This is a genomic window from Pseudomonas sp. I3-I5 (assembly GCF_022699445.1).
GTDB lineage: Bacteria > Pseudomonadota > Gammaproteobacteria > Pseudomonadales > Pseudomonadaceae > Aquipseudomonas > Aquipseudomonas fulva.
Window position 1 is genome coordinate 738374 of record NZ_CP093940.1, and the last position, 16632, is coordinate 755005.

Annotated in this window: 13 protein-coding genes; 5 read left to right on the plus strand and 8 right to left on the minus strand. The window is 62.3% G+C overall.

Annotation, left to right across the window (positions count from 1 at the left end):
* Positions 1 to 7: 7 nt before the first annotated feature.
* The 7 genes from MOP87_RS03250 to MOP87_RS03280 form a co-directional block, all read right to left on the minus strand.
* Complete coding sequence (locus MOP87_RS03250) at positions 8 to 1450, minus strand: alginate O-acetyltransferase (RefSeq protein ID WP_028687645.1); 1443 nt, start codon at positions 1448 to 1450, stop codon at positions 8 to 10.
* Positions 1451 to 1463: 13 nt separating this feature from the next.
* Positions 1464 to 3023, minus strand: a complete 1560-nt coding sequence (gene algG / locus MOP87_RS03255) for a mannuronan 5-epimerase AlgG (protein ID WP_027914444.1) — start codon at positions 3021 to 3023, stop codon at positions 1464 to 1466.
* Positions 3024 to 3041: 18 nt separating this feature from the next.
* A complete protein-coding gene (locus MOP87_RS03260) occupies positions 3042 to 4517 on the minus strand; it encodes an alginate export family protein (protein ID WP_027914445.1) in 1476 nt (491 codons plus the stop codon).
* Positions 4514 to 5947: an alginate biosynthesis TPR repeat lipoprotein AlgK gene (algK, locus tag MOP87_RS03265; protein ID WP_242810125.1), complete on the minus strand. Its 1434-nt coding sequence runs from the start codon at positions 5945 to 5947 to the stop codon at positions 4514 to 4516. Before algK ends, MOP87_RS03260 begins: the two co-directional genes overlap by 4 nt.
* Before the next feature lie 19 nt (positions 5948 to 5966).
* Positions 5967 to 7133 (minus strand): alginate biosynthesis protein Alg44, encoded by a 1167-nt coding sequence (locus tag MOP87_RS03270; protein WP_128610841.1) that lies wholly within the window; start codon positions 7131 to 7133, stop codon positions 5967 to 5969.
* A gap of 36 nt (positions 7134 to 7169) precedes the next feature.
* Entirely contained in the window at positions 7170 to 8651 is a 1482-nt protein-coding gene (gene alg8, locus MOP87_RS03275; protein WP_161780414.1) for a mannuronan synthase, read from the minus strand.
* A 69-nt stretch (positions 8652 to 8720) separates the two neighbouring features.
* Positions 8721 to 10037, minus strand: coding sequence for a UDP-glucose/GDP-mannose dehydrogenase family protein (locus MOP87_RS03280; protein WP_023534285.1), 1317 nt, complete (start codon positions 10035 to 10037; stop codon positions 8721 to 8723).
* Positions 10038 to 10952: 915 nt separating this feature from the next.
* On the opposite strand from MOP87_RS03280, the gene MOP87_RS03285 reads away from it, so the two are divergent.
* The 3 genes from MOP87_RS03285 to MOP87_RS03295 all read left to right on the plus strand — a co-directional run bounded on the left by MOP87_RS03285 (position 10953) and on the right by MOP87_RS03295 (position 12883).
* Positions 10953 to 11378, plus strand: coding sequence for a hypothetical protein (locus tag MOP87_RS03285; protein ID WP_225806670.1), 426 nt, complete (start codon positions 10953 to 10955; stop codon positions 11376 to 11378).
* Positions 11379 to 11477: 99 nt separating this feature from the next.
* Positions 11478 to 12260: a hypothetical protein gene (locus MOP87_RS03290; protein WP_242810126.1), complete on the plus strand. Its 783-nt coding sequence runs from the start codon at positions 11478 to 11480 to the stop codon at positions 12258 to 12260.
* On the plus strand, positions 12257 to 12883 hold the full coding sequence (locus MOP87_RS03295) for an ABC transporter ATP-binding protein (protein WP_104925864.1): 627 nt from the start codon (positions 12257 to 12259) through the stop codon (positions 12881 to 12883). Before MOP87_RS03290 ends, MOP87_RS03295 begins: the two co-directional genes overlap by 4 nt.
* Positions 12884 to 12904: 21 nt before the next feature.
* Here the strand turns inward: MOP87_RS03295 and yaaA are convergent, their stop codons facing one another.
* Positions 12905 to 13684, minus strand: coding sequence for a peroxide stress protein YaaA (gene yaaA / locus MOP87_RS03300; protein WP_059183308.1), 780 nt, complete (start codon positions 13682 to 13684; stop codon positions 12905 to 12907).
* A gap of 136 nt (positions 13685 to 13820) precedes the next feature.
* On the opposite strand from yaaA, the gene MOP87_RS03305 reads away from it, so the two are divergent.
* A complete protein-coding gene (locus tag MOP87_RS03305) occupies positions 13821 to 14963 on the plus strand; it encodes a polysaccharide deacetylase family protein (protein WP_242810127.1) in 1143 nt (380 codons plus the stop codon).
* Between the two features lie 264 nt (positions 14964 to 15227).
* Positions 15228 to 16622, plus strand: coding sequence for a PhoH family protein (locus MOP87_RS03310; RefSeq protein WP_023534350.1), 1395 nt, complete (start codon positions 15228 to 15230; stop codon positions 16620 to 16622).
* Positions 16623 to 16632 lie beyond the last annotated feature (10 nt).

Below are 16632 nucleotides of genomic sequence, written 5' to 3' on the forward strand. Positions count from 1 at the left end.
GTTCGCCTCACTGGCCGGCCTGCGCGGTCTGCGCAGGTCCGGCGAAGTCGTTACGTTTGCACAGCTTGGCTTCGAGCTTCTGCGTGCCTTTTTCCGGCCCCTGCACCTCGAAGGCCAGCAGCTTCTGATCGGCCCAGTCCTGGTCCTCGCGCATCTGGAACACGAACCGGCCATCGGTATCGGAGGTTTCGGGTTTTTCCAGCTTGATGTCCTCGTGCCGGCCGTTGAGGTACCAGAGGGTTGCCTGCAGCACCTTCACTGAGGGGTCGTCGAACTTCACATCCATTTGTAGGTGGCGGTTGACCAGCGGCTTGATCACCCCACCCTTGCCATTGACCATCAGGGTGTTCTTGCCCGGCTTGAGCGTAGTCTTGGCGCTCATCAGCGCCGGGCGGTCGTCGCAGCCGTCGTCGAGCAGGCCGAGGATCTGTCGCCAGATGGTTTCCTGCTCCAGGCTGTAGAGGGGCGAAAATTCCCAGACCAGGATCTTGGGTGGATGCTTGCGGAACTCCTCGCTGCCCAGGTACTGAATCATCGAGCCCTCCAGACCGCCGCCGGGGAAGGCGACGTTGAGCACATCGGCGCCGATGTACTGCTCCAGAAACCCGGCGAAGTTGTAGTTCTTGCCGCTGTGGCTCGTGCCCACCAATGTGATCTGGGCATTGCCCTGGTCGCCGAACAGGTCGTCGTCATCGCCGCTGGCCCCTTTGGGTTCGGTGCTGAACTGGTCCATGTACTGCACCGCGTAGCTAGTGCCGCACAGCTGCCCGGCAACGTTGTGCAAGGTTCCGGTCTTGCCCATGCGCCCGGACTTGACGGTTTCGAATGCCTTGCGCGGGATGCCCTGGAATGCAGGCATCGTGTGCACGGTGTCGGCCACGATACGGGCAGCGCGCTCGGCGCCGTAGGGCGTCCAGTGCTGGTCACCACGGAAGTAGAAATCCTTGCCCTGGTCGGCGGCAGGCAACTGCTCGTTGGTCAGCGGCGACAGGTCGGGCACGTTGTAGCCCATGGCGGCGAAGCGCTTGAGCATGGCCTGGTAGTTGCCCAGTGCCTTCTGGTAGTCGAACGCGGCTTTTTCTGCCGGCTCAAGCATGTTTCGGTTCACCAAGCCCCGGGTCGGCTGATAAACCACTACCAGTTCCACACCGCGTTTCTTGAAGGCGTCGTGCACCTGCTGCAGGCGTTTGTACCCGGCAGGGGAGGTGTCGAATTCGGTGCGCAGGTCTTCACGGGTTCGGAACAACCAGTCGCCCTGGCCCTGCACCAGGGTGGTGAAGTTCTGCTGGTAGCGGGTGGTGTAGCGGCTGGCATCGTGTGCCTGCGGGCACAACTGGCAGCACGGCACCGCCGTGAAGGTAGGGGCCTGCACGGTGTCGGCGCGTGAGCCCTGACTGATGGCCAGGAGGGCGCAGGTGACGCCCAGCACGGTAATCGCTTGTGGAGTCATGGTCCGGGCTTCCTTATTGGATCAATTCGGTCTGGCGCTCGACCGGGTCGATCAGCACGGCTTTGCGCTGGCGTACCAGCAGGTCGAGGATTTCATCCTGGCGCTGGCCCAGCACACCGTTGAAGGTGATTCCGCTGGCTTTGCGCGGCGCCAGCATGGCCACGTCGTACAGCTCGACCGACAACGGCGAGTCGATCGACAGCGGGCCAGAGCCGTTGGCCGCCAGTTGCCCACCCACCAGGATCAACGACACCTTGGTGTCGAACGGGTCGAGGGCAATGTCGCGGTCGGTGTCGGACAGGTCCTTGATGTGGCCGTAAACGCCCACCAGACCGTTGGCCATGGCGATATTGTCGTACAGCCGGATATTCACGCTGTTGCGCACGCGAATGCCATGGCGTCGGTTGTTGACCAGCGTGTTGCCCCACAGCAAGTTATCGCCGCTTTCGTACAGGGTGATGCCGTCGGTGTGGTTGCGGTAGATCTGGTTGTAGGCCACCAGGTTGTTGACGCTGTTGCGATCGATCACGACGCCTGACAGCTTGTTGTCGAAGCTCTTGTTGTTGAAGATCCAGCTGTCGTTCACCTCCCGCGAAACGATGATGCCGTGCTTCTTGCGCGTGCCATGCACGCTGTTGCCGGCGATGATCAGCCCGTGGGAGCGGTCGTGCGGGTCGATGCCGTAGACGATGTTGTCGCGGTAGGTGTTGTCCTTGACCACGAAGTCGCGCGTCTCATAGCAGTAGAAGCCGTACCACAGGTCGCTGAACTGCGAACCGATGATCCAGCCGGTCGGCTCCGCCCGGCCCATGCGCTTGGCCAGGTTGGGGGTGTACTGGGAAATGCTCACGCCATAGGACTTGGACTTCGCATAGCCCAGGCTGGCCAGGGTGCTGTTGACGATGTAGGTCTCGGTGCCGCCCCAGGACAGCAGAAACGGGCGAAACGCCTGGGGCGAGCGGAACGTGGCCGGGCCTTTGGCCTGCTCGCGCCACCCGGTCACCTGGGTGTCGGTGATGAACAGCTTGCCGTCGTTGACCAGAAATGCCCCGCCTTCCTCGGACAGGCGCAGTTGCTTGACCTTGCCGTCGATCTCCAACGTCCCGGTGCGCCCGACCACGATGGGCAGACGCGCCAAGTACACACCGGGCTGCACCTCGGACAGGTACTGGCGCGGCACCTGGCGGCTCAACTGCGCCAGGTCCACGTGGCCATCGTCGATGAAAATGGCCTGTGGAATGCCGTGTTGGCGCCGCACCCATTCGGCGGCCTTGTTGTCGCCACCGACGAATGCCTTGAGGCTGTCTTCCTGGAACATACGGCGCAGGCTGACCTTGCCCGGCTGGCTGCGGTCGATCTTTTGCTGCACGGCCTGTGCGGTGTAGCCACTGAGGTCAGGGAGCTTGGGCGCGTCCAGCTGCAGCGGCGCTATCGGTGCGCTAGAGACGGTATAGCTGCGCGCCTGTTGCAGTTCCTTGGTCAGCAGGCCGGGTTGCGCCGCCCAGGTCGAACCACTGGCAAGCAGCAGGGCGCAGGCCAGCAGGCTATGGCGAAGATGGGGATGAACGTTCATGGCAATTTCCTCGTGGCCTCAGAAACGCCAGATCACGTCGACGAAGGCGCGGTGCATGTAGCTGTCTGCCTCTTTGCCGTAGGCATCGCCCGGCTTGAATACCCCAGCACGCAGGCGAACCAGAGCCGAAGGCTCGTCGATCGCCTGGCTCATCGAGGCGGGGAGCAGGCCTTGCTTGAAGTACTTGGTCACGACCACGTCCATTTCCTGGCCAAGGTCTTTCTCACCCTCGACCAAAGGCCGGTTGATGCCGTTGTCGTTGACTACGGCGTTGATGCCGCTCGAGCCTATGTTCTGCGCACCGTCCACTCGCCAGAACCTGTGGTAGAGGAAGCTTGCGTCGTAGTCGTCGCGCAGCTGCCAGGAGGCGAACAAGGTGGCGGCCTGCAGGTTGCCCAACTCGCCACGAAAGGCCTCGCCAAAGCGATGCACACGCGATCGGGTGCCGGTGAAGTTGGAGCGGTTGCTTTCAAGGCCGGTCTGCTCGAAGTTGTTGCCGCCCTCGTCACCGCCGCCGCTGCCGCGGGCGTAGGCGGCGCCCACCTGCCACTGCGGGTTCAGGCGCAGGCGTACGCCCAGGTCGGTGGCCCAGGCATTGACGTCGCCGCGTTGGGTACCGGTGGCCACTTGCTGGTCGCCCACCTGGCGGCTGCTAAGGGTGTCGCGGTTGCCGGTCAGCCAGGTCAGGCTGCCCCAGTAGTTGACGTCATGCTCATTGCGCCAGTTGTAGGCATCGCTGTTGGCCTCCAGGCCCAGCCATGTCAGGTCGCCGGTGCGGGTCTTGTCCAGGGCGTCGACGGTTTGGCCGGGGTTTTTCAGGCTACCGCTGTCGTGGGTGTGATGAGCCCGCAGGCCCACCCAATGGCCAGGCGTCCACTGGGCAGCGACATTGCCGTAGAGGTGAGTACGATCCTCGTCCTGCGGGGCCAGGTCGGTCAGGTCGGTTCGGTATTCGCTGAAACGCCGGGCTACACCCAGGTCGGCCTTGAGCAGGGTGGTGTCGAAGGTCCAGTTGAGGGCTTCGATGTTGGTGTCGCGCCACATGCCATCGTCGCTGCGCAACCGTTGCCGGCCCAGTCGCAGTTGCTCGCCGGGGTAGGCGGTCAGGCCGCTGTAGCCCACCCAGAACTCGCGCATGGCCAGGTAGCTCTTGTCCGGTTGACGACTGTCTGCGCCCGTGTCGGTGGTGGTGCCATCGTCGTTCTGGCGCAGGGTATCGGTTTCGATGGTATCGGTGGCAGTGACCGCCTGGCCCATGGCATAAGCGCTCCAGTTGTCGCGCTCGCCGTAGACCCACGGGCGCAGGTCCAGGCCCAGGCCATTGACGTCACCGCCTGGGCGGGTGCCCAGGTCACGGTCGTCTTCGGACTGGCCAGTGACTTTCACTTCCAGGCCAAAATTGCGTTCGGCCGTGACCTGAGCCAGGCTCGGGCAGGACCACAGCAAGGCAAAGCCAAGGCCGATCCCGGCTTTGACGAAAGGGTTGAGCATCATGGCGCGTCCTCATCGTCTACGTCGTTTTCATCGGCTTGCAGCACATCCAGGGCCAAGGTATTGCTGGTGCCGGGCGTCATGGCCATGCGAGCTTGGGTCTCCCGCGCCAGCGTCTGCTGAGCCTGGCGGCGCGCCTCGGGCGCCAGCTGCTGCTCGATCTGCTGCAACAGCTCGGCCGACTGGGGCGTCGGGTTGGCCTGGGCGAGTTGCGCGAAGACCCATGCATCGGCAGGTTGCGGGCGGATGCCATGCCCCTCGCTGAACAGCTGCGCCAGGGCATAGTCGGCACTGACCTGGCCACCGCGTGCTGCCGCCAGCAGGTTGTCCAGCGCTTTCTGCGGCTCGACGTTGCCCAGGTAGCCACGGCGATAGAGTTGGCCCAGGTAGTAGCGGGCACTGGTCTCGCCGGCGGTGGCGGCGGCCAGCAGGTGACGCTCGGCGCTCTCGGCATCGGCCGGCAGCTGCTTGCCCTCGTAGTACAGGCGGCCGAGCAGCAGGTCCGCGCGAGGCTGCTGCGCATCACGGCCTTTTTTCAGGTAAGCCAGCAACTGGTCGGTGTCCCCCAGTTCAGGGAAGTCGTACAGCAGCTGCGCCAGGCTGACCCAGGATGCCGGGTACGCCGGTGCCACGCGTTCGAGCAACGCCTTGGCAGCTTGCCCATCGGTCTGGCCCAGGCTGCGGTCGGCCAGCACGCGAGCGACGCTGTCCACCCGGCTGGCAGGCACTGCCCCGCGGGCGTAAGCCGATTCGAGCTGGTGCATCAGGGCGGCCAGCTGTTCGGCCTGACCACGCTTGCGGTACACGGTGGCCAGCTCCACGTAGCACAGGTCGGCAGTCGCCAACCCCGCCTGGCACAGGCTCTGCACTTCGTCCAGGTGCTGGTCGTAGGTGCCCTGCGTACGGTAGAGCAGCACCTGGGCGATACCCGCTTCCGGGTAGCCCTCGGTACGCCACCGATCGATCTGCTGCTGCGCGTTGATGGTAGGGAAGCTCTGCGGGTAGGCCAGGTACAGCAGGGCCAGTGGCACCAGGGTATTGCCCTGGCCCTGGCGGGCGGCAAGCTTGAGCAGCGTTTGCGCTTCTTCGCGCTCGGCCTGGGTGCTGCCCGGCTTGGTCACCAGCAGGCGGCCAAGGCGCGCCTGGGCACGGGGCGAGGTGGCAGCGGCGGCGCGGTAGGTGGCTTCGGCTTGCTCGCGTTGGGCGCTGTCACCGGTGGCCACCTTGATGTCGGCCAGCCCGACCTGGGCATCGCTGTAGCCCAGGTCGGCCAGTGCCTGGTAGTTGCGTTCAGCCACAGCCAGGTCGCCGCGCTTGAGCGCTTCGTTGGCCAGGCGCTGGTCGGGCAGACCGGCGCAACCGGCCAGTGTCACGGTCAGGGCAAGTGCGCACGCAGTGAAAGGGCGCGGGTTGGACCCAGGTAAGGTTGGCATGCTCGTCATCACCTCGCCCTCACAGGCCACGGGCCGACGCACTGCCGATCAGCCAGTCCAGCGAAGGGCCGCGGTTGCTGGCAACCGACACCGGCCGGCCTGCCAGGGCCGCTGGCAGGGCGCTGTCCGGTTTGATCTGTACGCGGATGTCGGCGGCCAGCGCGTCGGGTTCCAGGCTGCTGCTGGCGACGATTTCCCCTGCGCGCACCTGGTCTTCGCCTGCCACCTGGAAGTTGACCCGCGTCCCCGGCTTGACCTCGTCGAACTGGCGGTAGCTGAAGCGGGCCTGGACAGTGGGTGTGCTCGTGCGTGGCACCAGCTCGAAGATCGGTTGGCCCTTGGCGGCGTACTGGCCGTCTTCCACACGCTGGCGGGCGACGATGCAATCGCAAGGGCTGGTGAGGGTGCCGGACAGTTGCTTGCCGAACAGCTCCTGGATTTTGGCGGGGTCGAGCTGGGTGTCGTCCAGGCTGCCCTTGAGCACGTCCAGCATGCTGGTGCTGAAGCTGGCAAGCGGGGCGCCCTTGCTCGTTTGGGCGCCGCTTGGCACCAGGCTGCTGACGGTGCCGTCCCTGGGCATGGTGATGGTGGTGACAGGCACGGCGACGACTGCGGCCTGGGCATGGCTGACGAAGTACAGGCCATACAGCGATTTGGCAACGAAGCCGAACGCTGCCACGCCCGCCACGAACACGCCCAGCGTCACGCTGACCGCCTTGAACCGGGCCAGGGGGCCCTGCCCGCTGCCGGCGTCCTTTTGCTTGCGCGCCTTGGTGAAGTTGTCCCGTTGCAGCGTGCTGAGCACATCGCCCACGGTGATCAGCTCGCCGGACAAGTGGCTGGTGATCAGGTGGCGCAAGGTGGCGATATCGCGCGGCTCCAGGTTCTGGAACTGCACGCCGGCCCGACCGCTGCCTGGGACGTAGGAGCGCACCTGAAACGCCACGTCCATCGACAGCCCCAGGTTATCGACGCTGAACTGCAACCGGCCGTGCAGCACCTGGCCTACGGCCAGAGGATGCGGGCTATGGAAGCTCAGGCCGCCGGCCGACAGGTCATCCACCTTGGTTTCATGGGGCTGACCCTGGGCGTCGACAAAGCGCAGCCTGGCAGGCATGCGCACCCGTGCGTGCTGGCGCTGGGCTTCGGATTCATGCACGACGTTGACGTTCACGGCGGTATTCATGGCGGTTGTTCCTGTTAGTTCCGATCCGGGGCGGGGTCACACGACCATGAACAGCGCAGCGACGAACAGGCTGGCAGCCGAAAAGGTCATGGCCCGCGAGGACCAGGTGTTGAACCATTGTTGAAAGCTGGCGAGGTCACGCTTGAGGGTGGTGGGCTGGCGCGTCCACGACTGTTTGTCGAGGCGGAAGAACACGTAGATCTTCATCAGCGCGCCGACGATCTGGTTGTAATAGAGAATCACCGGGTAGGCCGGGCCAACGCTGTGGCCCGAGCACAGCAGCATGAAGGTGAGTACCAGGCGGGTGAAACCGATCCACAGCAGGTACACCAGCAGGTAGGCCATGCCGAATTTCAGGCTGGCGATGAGGGCCACTGTCAGGCCCAGCAGGCTGGTCCACATCGAGACCCGCTGATCGAACAGCACGATGCTGGTGAACAGCCCCAGGCGGCGCAGGCCAAGCCCAAGGGCGCGTGAATTCTGCCGAAGGTTGTTGCCGTACCAGCGGTACATCAGCTTGCGGCTGGCCTTGAAGAAGCTTTTTTCAGGCGGATGCTCGACCGTGTTGATGGCCGCATCGGGCACGTAAAACGTGTCGTAACCCAGGCGCATCAGGCTGAACCAGCTGGACTTGTCGTCACCGGTCAGGAACTTGAAGCGCCCCAGGCGCCAGTGCATCAACGCGTCGCTTTCCACGTCGGCGATGAACTCGGGGTTGGTCACCACGCTGGCGCGGAACATCGACATGCGGCCAGTCATGGTCAGCACGCGCTTGGACAGGGCCATGGAACACATGTTGATGTGGCGCTGGGCGAAGCGCAGCTTGTGCCACTCGCTCATGATGTAGCCGCCGCGCACTTCGCAGAACTCGTTGGTGGTCAGGCCTCCGACGTTGGGGAACAGCTTGAACCACGGCACGGTCTTGCGCACCACGCCCTCGTCCAGCACGGTGTCGCCGTCGATTACCGCCACCACGGCATCGTCATCGGGCAGCATGCGGGAAATGGCGCGAAAGCCGTAGGCAAGGCCATCGCGTTTGCCGGTACCTGCGATGCGCACGATGTCCAGGGTGACATGAGGGGGCGGGTTGTACCTGGCCCACAGGCTCTTGACCAGCAGCTCGTCCGACATCTCCACCAGCGAACAGACCACGGTGGTGGGGAAGCCGCAGTCGATCGCTTCGCGAATCACCGAGCTGTACACCTGGGCGGTGGTCAGCGCTTCGATGCGAAAGCTGGTGACCATCAGGTAGACATGGGACGGATCGGCTGCCTGGCCCATCTTCTGCACCTTGCGGCGCAGGTACGGATAGACGCCGTACAGAAAGACCATGCCACGGATGAAGTGGGTGGCGCCCATGGAGTAACGCCAGATGCCAACTGCGCCGACCAGGAAGATGAAGTGCCTGGACTGCGGGTCGAAGATGTCGGCTGGCAGGGCCAGGGCGATCAGCATGAGAAGGCTCATGTAGAACAACCAACCGGCGCACTGCAGCAGCGCTGTCTTAAGCCTTTGCATGTTCAGCATCCGTGAAGAATTCAGGGTAGGGGCGACGCGGGATGGGGCACCGCGTCGCCTGGCCAGGCGTTACCAGCAGATGCCTTCGGTGCGGCCATCGGGGCTGGTGGGCTTGGCCATGAAGCCCACCAGGTCGATCACTTGCTTGCCGGCCGGCGCGTGCTGGGCCAGGGCGCGGAACTGCTCGTCACGGTTGCCGAGCACGATGATGTCGGCGTTGTCGATCACCTTCTGGAAATCGGCATTGAGCAGCGAGGACACGTGCGGGATCTTCGATTCGATGTACTCTTTGTTCGCCCCGTGTACCCGGGCGTACTGCACGTTCTCGTCATAGATGTCCAACTGGTAGCCCTTGCCGATCAGGCGCTCGGCCAGCTCCACCAGTGGGCTTTCACGCAGGTCATCGGTGCCGGCCTTGAAGCTCAGGCCCAGCAGGGCCACCTTGCGCTTGTCGTGGCTGTCGATCAGGTCGAAGGCGTTCTGCACCTGGGACTCGTTGCTGCGCATCAGCGAATCGAGCAGGGGCGCTTTCACATCGAGGCTGGCGGCGCGGTAGGTCAGTGCACGGACATCCTTGGGCAGGCACGAGCCGCCGAAGGCGAAGCCGGGACGCAGGTAGTACTGGGACAGGTTCAGCGCCTTGTCCTGGCAGACCACTTCCATCACTTCGCGGCCATCGACGCCCACGGCCTTGGCGATGTTGCCGATCTCGTTGGCGAAGGTCACCTTGGTGGCATGCCACACGTTGCAGGTGTACTTGATCATCTCGGCCACTTCGACCGACTTGCGGATGACAGGTGCATCGAGTTCTTCGTAGAGCGCCTGGAGCACGTCGCCACTGGCGCTGTCGAGCTCACCGATGACGGTCATCGGCGGATGGTCGTAGTCCTTGATGGCCGTGCTCTCCCGCAGGAACTCAGGGTTGACTGCGACGCCGAAGTCGATGCCGGCACGTTTGCCGGAGCAGTCTTCGAGCAGCGGTATTACCACGTTCTTCACGGTGCCCGGCAACACGGTACTGCGTACCACGATGGTGTGGCGGCTGGCTTTTTCACGCAGCACGAAACCGATCTCGCGGCACACCGATTCGATGTACTCAAGGCCCAGGTCGCCATTCTTCTTACTGGGGGTGCCCACGCAGATCATCGACACATCGCTGGCCCGGATGGCCTCGGCAAAGTCGGTGGTCCCCCGCAGGCGGCCATTGGCGATGCCCTGCTGCAACAGCGCCTCCAGGCCTGGTTCGACGATGGGCGACTTACCCTGGTTGATCAAGTCGATCTTGGTGGCCGAGACATCGACGCCAATTACGTCATGGCCACGTGCAGTCAGGCAACCTGCACAGACGGCACCTACATAACCCAAACCAAAGATGCTGATACGCATCGCTATCACCTCGTGTGTTATCACGCTGGCACTTGTACTTGCAGGTGCCGAGTGGGGTTGATTAACAACAAATTCAGGGCGCACGGGGGCGTGGCGATTATCGGCATCGCCCCAGGCAATCACATTCAACATTAAACGTATGCGTTTAAAGTGCTTAGTTGAGCAAGCCCATTTGAGCCACGCTTAGAAAGTACTTGGGTGCGGTCGGCACGTCTGTCCATGTTTATATACAGGTGCCGGGTCGCTGGGTGTGTTATTTAAAATAAAAACCATAGCGTTCAATTACCCGCGCTGGGCGTGGCCATTATTGATGTGCTGGGCGCGACATTTTATTGCCAGGGTTTGATATCGAGATGCTGGCAACTTTCCGGTATGGGAATTTATCTTTAGGCCATCTCTTACAACCTACGAACAGCAAAATCGTTACGGCACCTATGAGCAGTAGGGTTGAGAGAAGTTCCGGCCTGAGATTCATTCGTATGCGGGTTTTTTCAGTATTTCGCGAGGATCATACAATTTCAAATTGATGGCACGAGGCGGTTTGACCTCGGTATATAAAGGGCGAAAATGTTTCGAGATGTTTATATGCCAGCATGAGCGTCGGGTGCGAAAAAAAAACAAAAAAAATCGGCCTGAGCGATGGTGGCAATCTGAGATTTTTTGGACCAGTGTTTATTTCTTGACGTCAATAAACAGTCCTTTACGGCTGGGATTCACGATTTCTCGCCATATTTCGTAACGCTTGAAGGCCCTTCGCTTCCTAAGGTTTTTCAGCACCGGGCCGCCAACGTGGCTAGACGTCGTCATCGGCGGCTGTGAACGAAGGATCGTCGCAGTCCATGCGTGGCCGGCCCACGCAGGCGTCTGCTCCCTAACCACATGGAAGAGACGAGGCTTGAAACGATGAAGAACTGCATGCGAATCCTGTCTGCCACCGCCGTCATGCTGGCGGCGGCTGCAGCCCTTGCCGGGCCACCCGTTGAAGTGACGTTCAGAAATCTTGGAACCGAGTCGGTGAAACTCCAGCTGACCAATGCGAACGAGACCAGTACGTATCAGATTGCCAACCCTAAGCCGCACGATGAAGTGAAACCGGGTGAGAGCATCAGGTTCACCGTGCAGCGTCTGGTGAGCCCTGACACCAATGGTGCAATGCTCCGCTATTCGCAAGGGCGCAAGTCATGCGCCTTCAGCACGACGTTCGTCATGATGATGTCAGGAGGTATCAAGCAGCCTAAGTGGAACAAGACTGCCACGCCGGCCGGCGGTGCAACCTGCACCGCCGTTAACTCGGGGTTCAGTTCCAACTACGCCTGGAAAGCCGAATTCACCATGAAGTAACTCGGCTCCGTAGCCTGCTTTGCTGTTGGATTGGGGCTGATGGCAAACGCAGGCACTTTCACCGATTGAACTCCCGGAATTTCAAATCGAGGTGCGGCGATGGAACATATTTCGAGAACGGCAAGTTTTTCCGCAGGGGCTGTACCTGTAACGCGGGCAAAGGAGGCAACGACCGGTACGAACGCGGGCAACGTAGCGCCCGTGTTTGAAATACATGAGTCAAGTTCTGATGTTTCAGCGTTGGGCCGTCAACTCGCGGCGGCGGCGCAGCGAGCGGCTGTCCGAGATAGCCAGCTGAGTCGGCAGGAGTTGGCGGAGCTTGGGTCGCGCATTCAAATGGGTCTAGGCGGTCAAGGCTACGTCTATACAAAGGCGCTGCATGATGCCTTCATCCCTGATACGCAAGATCAGGCGCTGTTAGCCAGGGCGCGGCAAGCAACTGATTTTATCAACGGGAAAGATGCCAACCCCTTCAAACACCTCACCACAGAGCAATTGGCGCTGATTGGTTACGATGAGGGCGAAGACTTCACCTACAACGAGCGGCACGCTGCCAGTGCTGAATTGGGTCATCGTTATTCGCAGTGGACCCGCTACATCGTTGACAAAGCCAACGCGGAATACGACAGGACAGGCTTCAGGGACGATGCGCTGAGGGAAATGATCGATTACTACAAAAAACTTCCTCCTATCATGGAGGCGAGTTTTAGAAACTACGAATTTGATTTGACTGCGATGATAGGCAGAACCGAACCACCGCACGGCGATGAAGCCGATTCTCTGATAGACGCCCTCCTGAAAACCGCCCGCAAGCTTGAAGACCGGGCAAAGAAGGATCACCCGCCGCTCGAAGGCCCTGACGAACCAGGCAAGCCCGCATGATGCCCGCCGTACAGCTGTGCAATGTCAGCCGGTTTCAGGGTGACGTGCCGGTGCTTCAAGGCATCGACCTGCTGATCCCCAGCGGGCAGACGTGCGCTGTCATCGGCCCGTCCGGTTCGGGCAAGAGCACGTTGCTGAACCTGATCGGGCTGTTGGACCGCCCGTGCGCAGGCCAGGTATGGATCGGCGGTAACGACATGACAGGCGCTAGCGCCGACCAGCGCGCCGTGATGCGTAACCGCCTGATCGGCTTCGTTTTCCAGAGTTTCAACCTGCTGCCGCGGTTGTGCGCCCTGGACAACGTGGCGTTGCCGCTATCGTATCGAGGGCTGCGCTTGCCCGTTGCCCGCCAGCACGCCGAGGTGCAATTGCGTGCCGTAGGCCTTGCCAGCCAGGCGGGGAAGCGGCCCGCCGAGATGTCCGGTGGTCAGCGCCAACGTGTGGCGATCGCGCGTGCGTTGGTGACCGAGCCGAGCCTGCTGGTGGCCGACGAGCCCACCGGGAGCCTTGACGCCCAGACCGGTGAGCAGGTGCTGCACCTGCTGCTGACCCTCAACCAGGAAAGAGGCACGACCTTGCTGGTGGTCACCCATGATGCCAAGGTGGCACACAGGCTGCCCTGACGACCCGTTGCGCTCAGCGCCCTATGCGTCGGGCTGATCCCGCAAGAACACCAGGTGTTCGGCCTTCGACTGCTCGGCGCTGTAGTAATACCCCTGCACGTCGAACTGCTTGAGCTGCGTCGGGTCACTGATGCGCTCTTCGATGACGAAGCGGCTCATCATGCCGCGCGCTTTCTTGGCATAGAAGCTGATGATCTTGTGCTGGCCGTTTTTCAGGTCCTTGAAGTCCACGTTGATCACCCGGGCCTTCAGGGCGCTGCGCTTGACCGCGCTGAAATATTCGTTGCTGGCCAGATTCAGCAGCACATCGTCGCCCTGTTCGGCCAGGGCCTCGTTGAGCCACTCGCTGATGCGCGTGCCCCAGAACGCGTACAGGTCCTTGCCACGGGCGTTGGCCAGTTTGGTGCCCATTTCCAGGCGATAGGGCTGCATCAGGTCCAGAGGGCGCAGCAGGCCGTAGAGGCCGGAGAGCATGCGCAGGTGATCCTGGGCATAGCTGAGGTCGTCTTCAGTCAAGGTCTGGGCGTCCAGGCCGGTGTAGACGTCACCTTTGAAAGCCAGCAGGGCCTGCTTGGCGTTCTCTGGCGTGAAGGTAGGTGTCCAACTGCCGAAACGCGCGGCGTTCAGGCCCGCCAGCTTGTCGGACAGGTGCATCAGTTCGCTGATCTGCGCCGGGCTCATTGCTCGCAGCTGCTCGATCAGTTCCTGGGAATGGTCGAGGTGGCGGGGCAGGGTGAAACGCTCGGTCACCGGCGGGGTGTCGTAGTCGAGGGTCTTGGCGGGGGAAATCACCGTCAGCATCGGATCGGCTCCTGGCATCGTTGAGCGGGGATTCTAAGGGTTGGGCGAGGCAAGTCCAAACTATGGCGACAATAGTCAACGCCCATGGCCGATACAGCGGCTATAGTGCCTGTTTTCCTTGAGCGGAGCCCTGACCGTGCGCCTCGTTACAGCCCTGCTGGCTGGCCTGTTGAGCCTGGCCGTTCAAGCCGCCCCTGCCACGCCGGCCAGCCTGGACCGTGGCCTGTGGCCGGAGCAGCTGGACAGCCCTGCGCTGTTCGATGTGGCATCACGGGCCGAAATACTCTCGTTCGCCCGGGTGCTGCACGAGAACGAGCTGCTCGACGAGAATACCTTGGCAGCTCGCCTGGGCCTGCGGCAGATCAACGTGCAGAAGGTCAGGCAGGTGAGGGCGCGGCTGTGGCAGCGGCTTTGGCAAGGTTATCAACAGGCGCAACGCAGTTGCGAGCAGGATGCGTCCTTTTGCTATGCGGTGACGTCGATGGCCGAACTGCGCTTGCAAGCGGCGACCTTCGCCACGGATGTGGGTGAGTTCTACACGGACTGGATCGAGCCCAGCCGGCAATTTCATGAGCAGTACCTGAACGAGCAACTGCGCAAGGCGGCGTTGTTGCCGCAGACCAGCAGCGAAGTACAGCGGCTGTCGGCGGCCGAGCGCAACGGCGAAGAACTCAATGACCGGCTGTTTCTGCTCACCTTTGCCGGTGGGCCGGGTGCGGCGGCGGGCACCACAGACGAATTGGCCGCCTACCTGCGCAAGCAGAAGCTCGACGGGACGTTCTTCGTGCTCGGTAGCCGCTTGCAGCAACGTCGTGACGGCGAATCGCTGACGGCCCTGCGGCGCTTGTATCAAGGGCAGTGCGTAGGCATTCAGGGGTGGGAGTACCGGTCCCACGCGCAGTGGACGGATTGGCAGGCCTCGATCAGCCGCAGCCAGGCACGGGTGCGGGCAGACCTGCCCGAGCAGTACGTGCCGCTGTTTCGCCCGCCCTATGGCCAGCGGCGGGCCGACGGCCAGGCCTTCATGCAGCGCCAGCAGTTGCAGGTCTCGCTGTGGGATATCGATGCGCAGGACGACTCGGGCTTGAGTGCGCAGGCCTCAGCCCAGCGTGTGTTGACCTTGATGCTGCTATGGCGCAAAGGCGTGATCCAGTTTCATGACGCGTTGCCCAAGGCCAGGCCTGCGCTGCAGTGGCTGCTTGAACACACCGCGCAAAGCGGCATTGGTTGGCAGGATTGTCGCGAATACGGACAGGGCGCGCAGCAACCTGACTTCTGACTGTAGACCTGCTTGGCGCTGGCGCCAAGGCCTGTTCGTCAATCAGAAAAATAAAGTTGGCAATCGTATGAAAATGCTTTTTCCGGTCATGGCTTTTGCGGTATGAAGAAACCAGACAGCCGATTCCTGCAGCACAGGTGGCGTCACATGGGTCCACCTGGCCAGATCGCTTCCCGCCCGTAACAACGCGGATACGGGAAGAACGGCAGTCACTCCGCGGCGTAACAGACCACGCCGTGCCGCTTCGACATAAGGTGACCGAGTATGGATGACCAAGGACGCACCCCTTCCTCCAGCAAGCCAATCCTCTATGTGCTCGATACCAACGTCCTGATTCACGACCCCAACGCATTACTCAACTTCGAGGAGCACCACGTCGCCATTCCCATGACGGTGCTGGAGGAACTCGACAAGCTCAAGGCCGGTAAGCAAAGTATCGCTGCCGAATGCCGCCAGGCCATCCGCCTGATCGACCAGACGCTGGGTGATGCCTCGCCCAGCGTGGTGGAGCAGGGGGTACCCATCCAGCGTGGCAAAAGTGGGCCAAAAGGTTATCTGTCCATCCTGATGACCCCGCGCAACGAGCCGAACAAGCTGTTGCCCGAAACCCTCAACGACAACATCATCATCAATCAGCTGCTCGAAGTCAGGGCACGGCGTACCGACCTGGACGTGGTGCTGGTCACCAAGGACATCAACATGCGCCTGAAGGCGCGTGCCTGCGGCATTGCCGCCGAGGACTACAGCACCGACCAGTTGGTCGACGACGTGTCGCTGTTGTCCAAGGGTTACCACTCGGTCACCGGCTCGTTCTGGGACCGGGTCAGCAAGGTCGACACGCGTCAGGAACGTGGCCGTACCTGGCACAGGGTGCAATTGGCCGAGCCGCTGCCAGCGGTGCACGTGAACGAGTTCATCATCGATGAGCAAGGGTTCGTCGGCTGGATCAAGGGCACGCGCGAGGGCGAACTGCTGCTGCTCGACCTGCACCAGGAGCCCTTGCTGCACCAGGAAGCCTGGGGCCTGAAGCCGCGTGACATTCATCAGAGCCTGGCGCTGTTGGCGCTGCTCGATCCGGATATCCACCTGGTCAACCTGACCGGGGCGGCGGGTTCGGGCAAGACCATTCTGGCGCTGGCGGCGGCCATCGAGCAGACCATGGTCAGCAAGCGTTACCGGCGCATCATCGCCACCCGTAGCGTGCAGGGGCTCGACCAGGAGATCGGTTTTCTACCGGGCACAGAGGCCGAGAAGATGGAGCCCTGGCTGGGCGCGATCACCGACAACCTCGAAGCCTTGCACATGGACGACGAAAGCACCCACGGCAGTGTCGAGTACATCCTCGAGCGGGTGCCGCTGCAGTTCAAGTCGCTCAACTACATCCGTGGTCGCAGCTTCCAGCAGAGCCTGATCCTCATCGACGAGTGCCAGAACCTCACGCCGCACCAGATGAAAACCATCATCACCCGTGCCGGCGCAGGGTCGAAGGTGGTGTGCCTGGGCAACCTGGCGCAGATCGATACACCATACCTGTCCGCGACCAGTTCGGGCCTGACCTACCTGACCGAACGCTTCAAGGACTTCCCCCACGGCGTGCACATCACCCTGCAAGGGGTGCCTCGGTCGGTGCTGGCCGAGTTCGCCGAGTCCCACATGTAGCCCCGTGCGC

What these genes read in the sequence shown, in the direction of transcription:
- MOP87_RS03250 (WP_028687645.1), bottom strand. Translation starts at nt 1,450, where the DNA reads ATGACTCCACAAGCGATTACCGTGCTGGGCGTCACCTGCGCCCTCCTG.
- algG (WP_027914444.1), bottom strand. Translation starts at nt 3,023, where the DNA reads ATGAACGTTCATCCCCATCTTCGCCATAGCCTGCTGGCCTGCGCCCTG.
- MOP87_RS03260 (WP_027914445.1), bottom strand. Translation starts at nt 4,517, where the DNA reads ATGATGCTCAACCCTTTCGTCAAAGCCGGGATCGGCCTTGGCTTTGCC.
- algK (WP_242810125.1), bottom strand. Translation starts at nt 5,947, where the DNA reads ATGCCAACCTTACCTGGGTCCAACCCGCGCCCTTTCACTGCGTGCGCA.
- MOP87_RS03270 (WP_128610841.1), bottom strand. Translation starts at nt 7,133, where the DNA reads ATGAATACCGCCGTGAACGTCAACGTCGTGCATGAATCCGAAGCCCAG.
- alg8 (WP_161780414.1), bottom strand. Translation starts at nt 8,651, where the DNA reads ATGCAAAGGCTTAAGACAGCGCTGCTGCAGTGCGCCGGTTGGTTGTTC.
- MOP87_RS03280 (WP_023534285.1), bottom strand. Translation starts at nt 10,037, where the DNA reads ATGCGTATCAGCATCTTTGGTTTGGGTTATGTAGGTGCCGTCTGTGCA.
- MOP87_RS03285 (WP_225806670.1), top strand. Translation starts at nt 10,953, where the DNA reads ATGCGAATCCTGTCTGCCACCGCCGTCATGCTGGCGGCGGCTGCAGCC.
- MOP87_RS03290 (WP_242810126.1), top strand. Translation starts at nt 11,478, where the DNA reads ATGGAACATATTTCGAGAACGGCAAGTTTTTCCGCAGGGGCTGTACCT.
- MOP87_RS03295 (WP_104925864.1), top strand. Translation starts at nt 12,257, where the DNA reads ATGATGCCCGCCGTACAGCTGTGCAATGTCAGCCGGTTTCAGGGTGAC.
- yaaA (WP_059183308.1), bottom strand. Translation starts at nt 13,684, where the DNA reads ATGCTGACGGTGATTTCCCCCGCCAAGACCCTCGACTACGACACCCCG.
- MOP87_RS03310 (WP_023534350.1), top strand. Translation starts at nt 15,228, where the DNA reads ATGGATGACCAAGGACGCACCCCTTCCTCCAGCAAGCCAATCCTCTAT.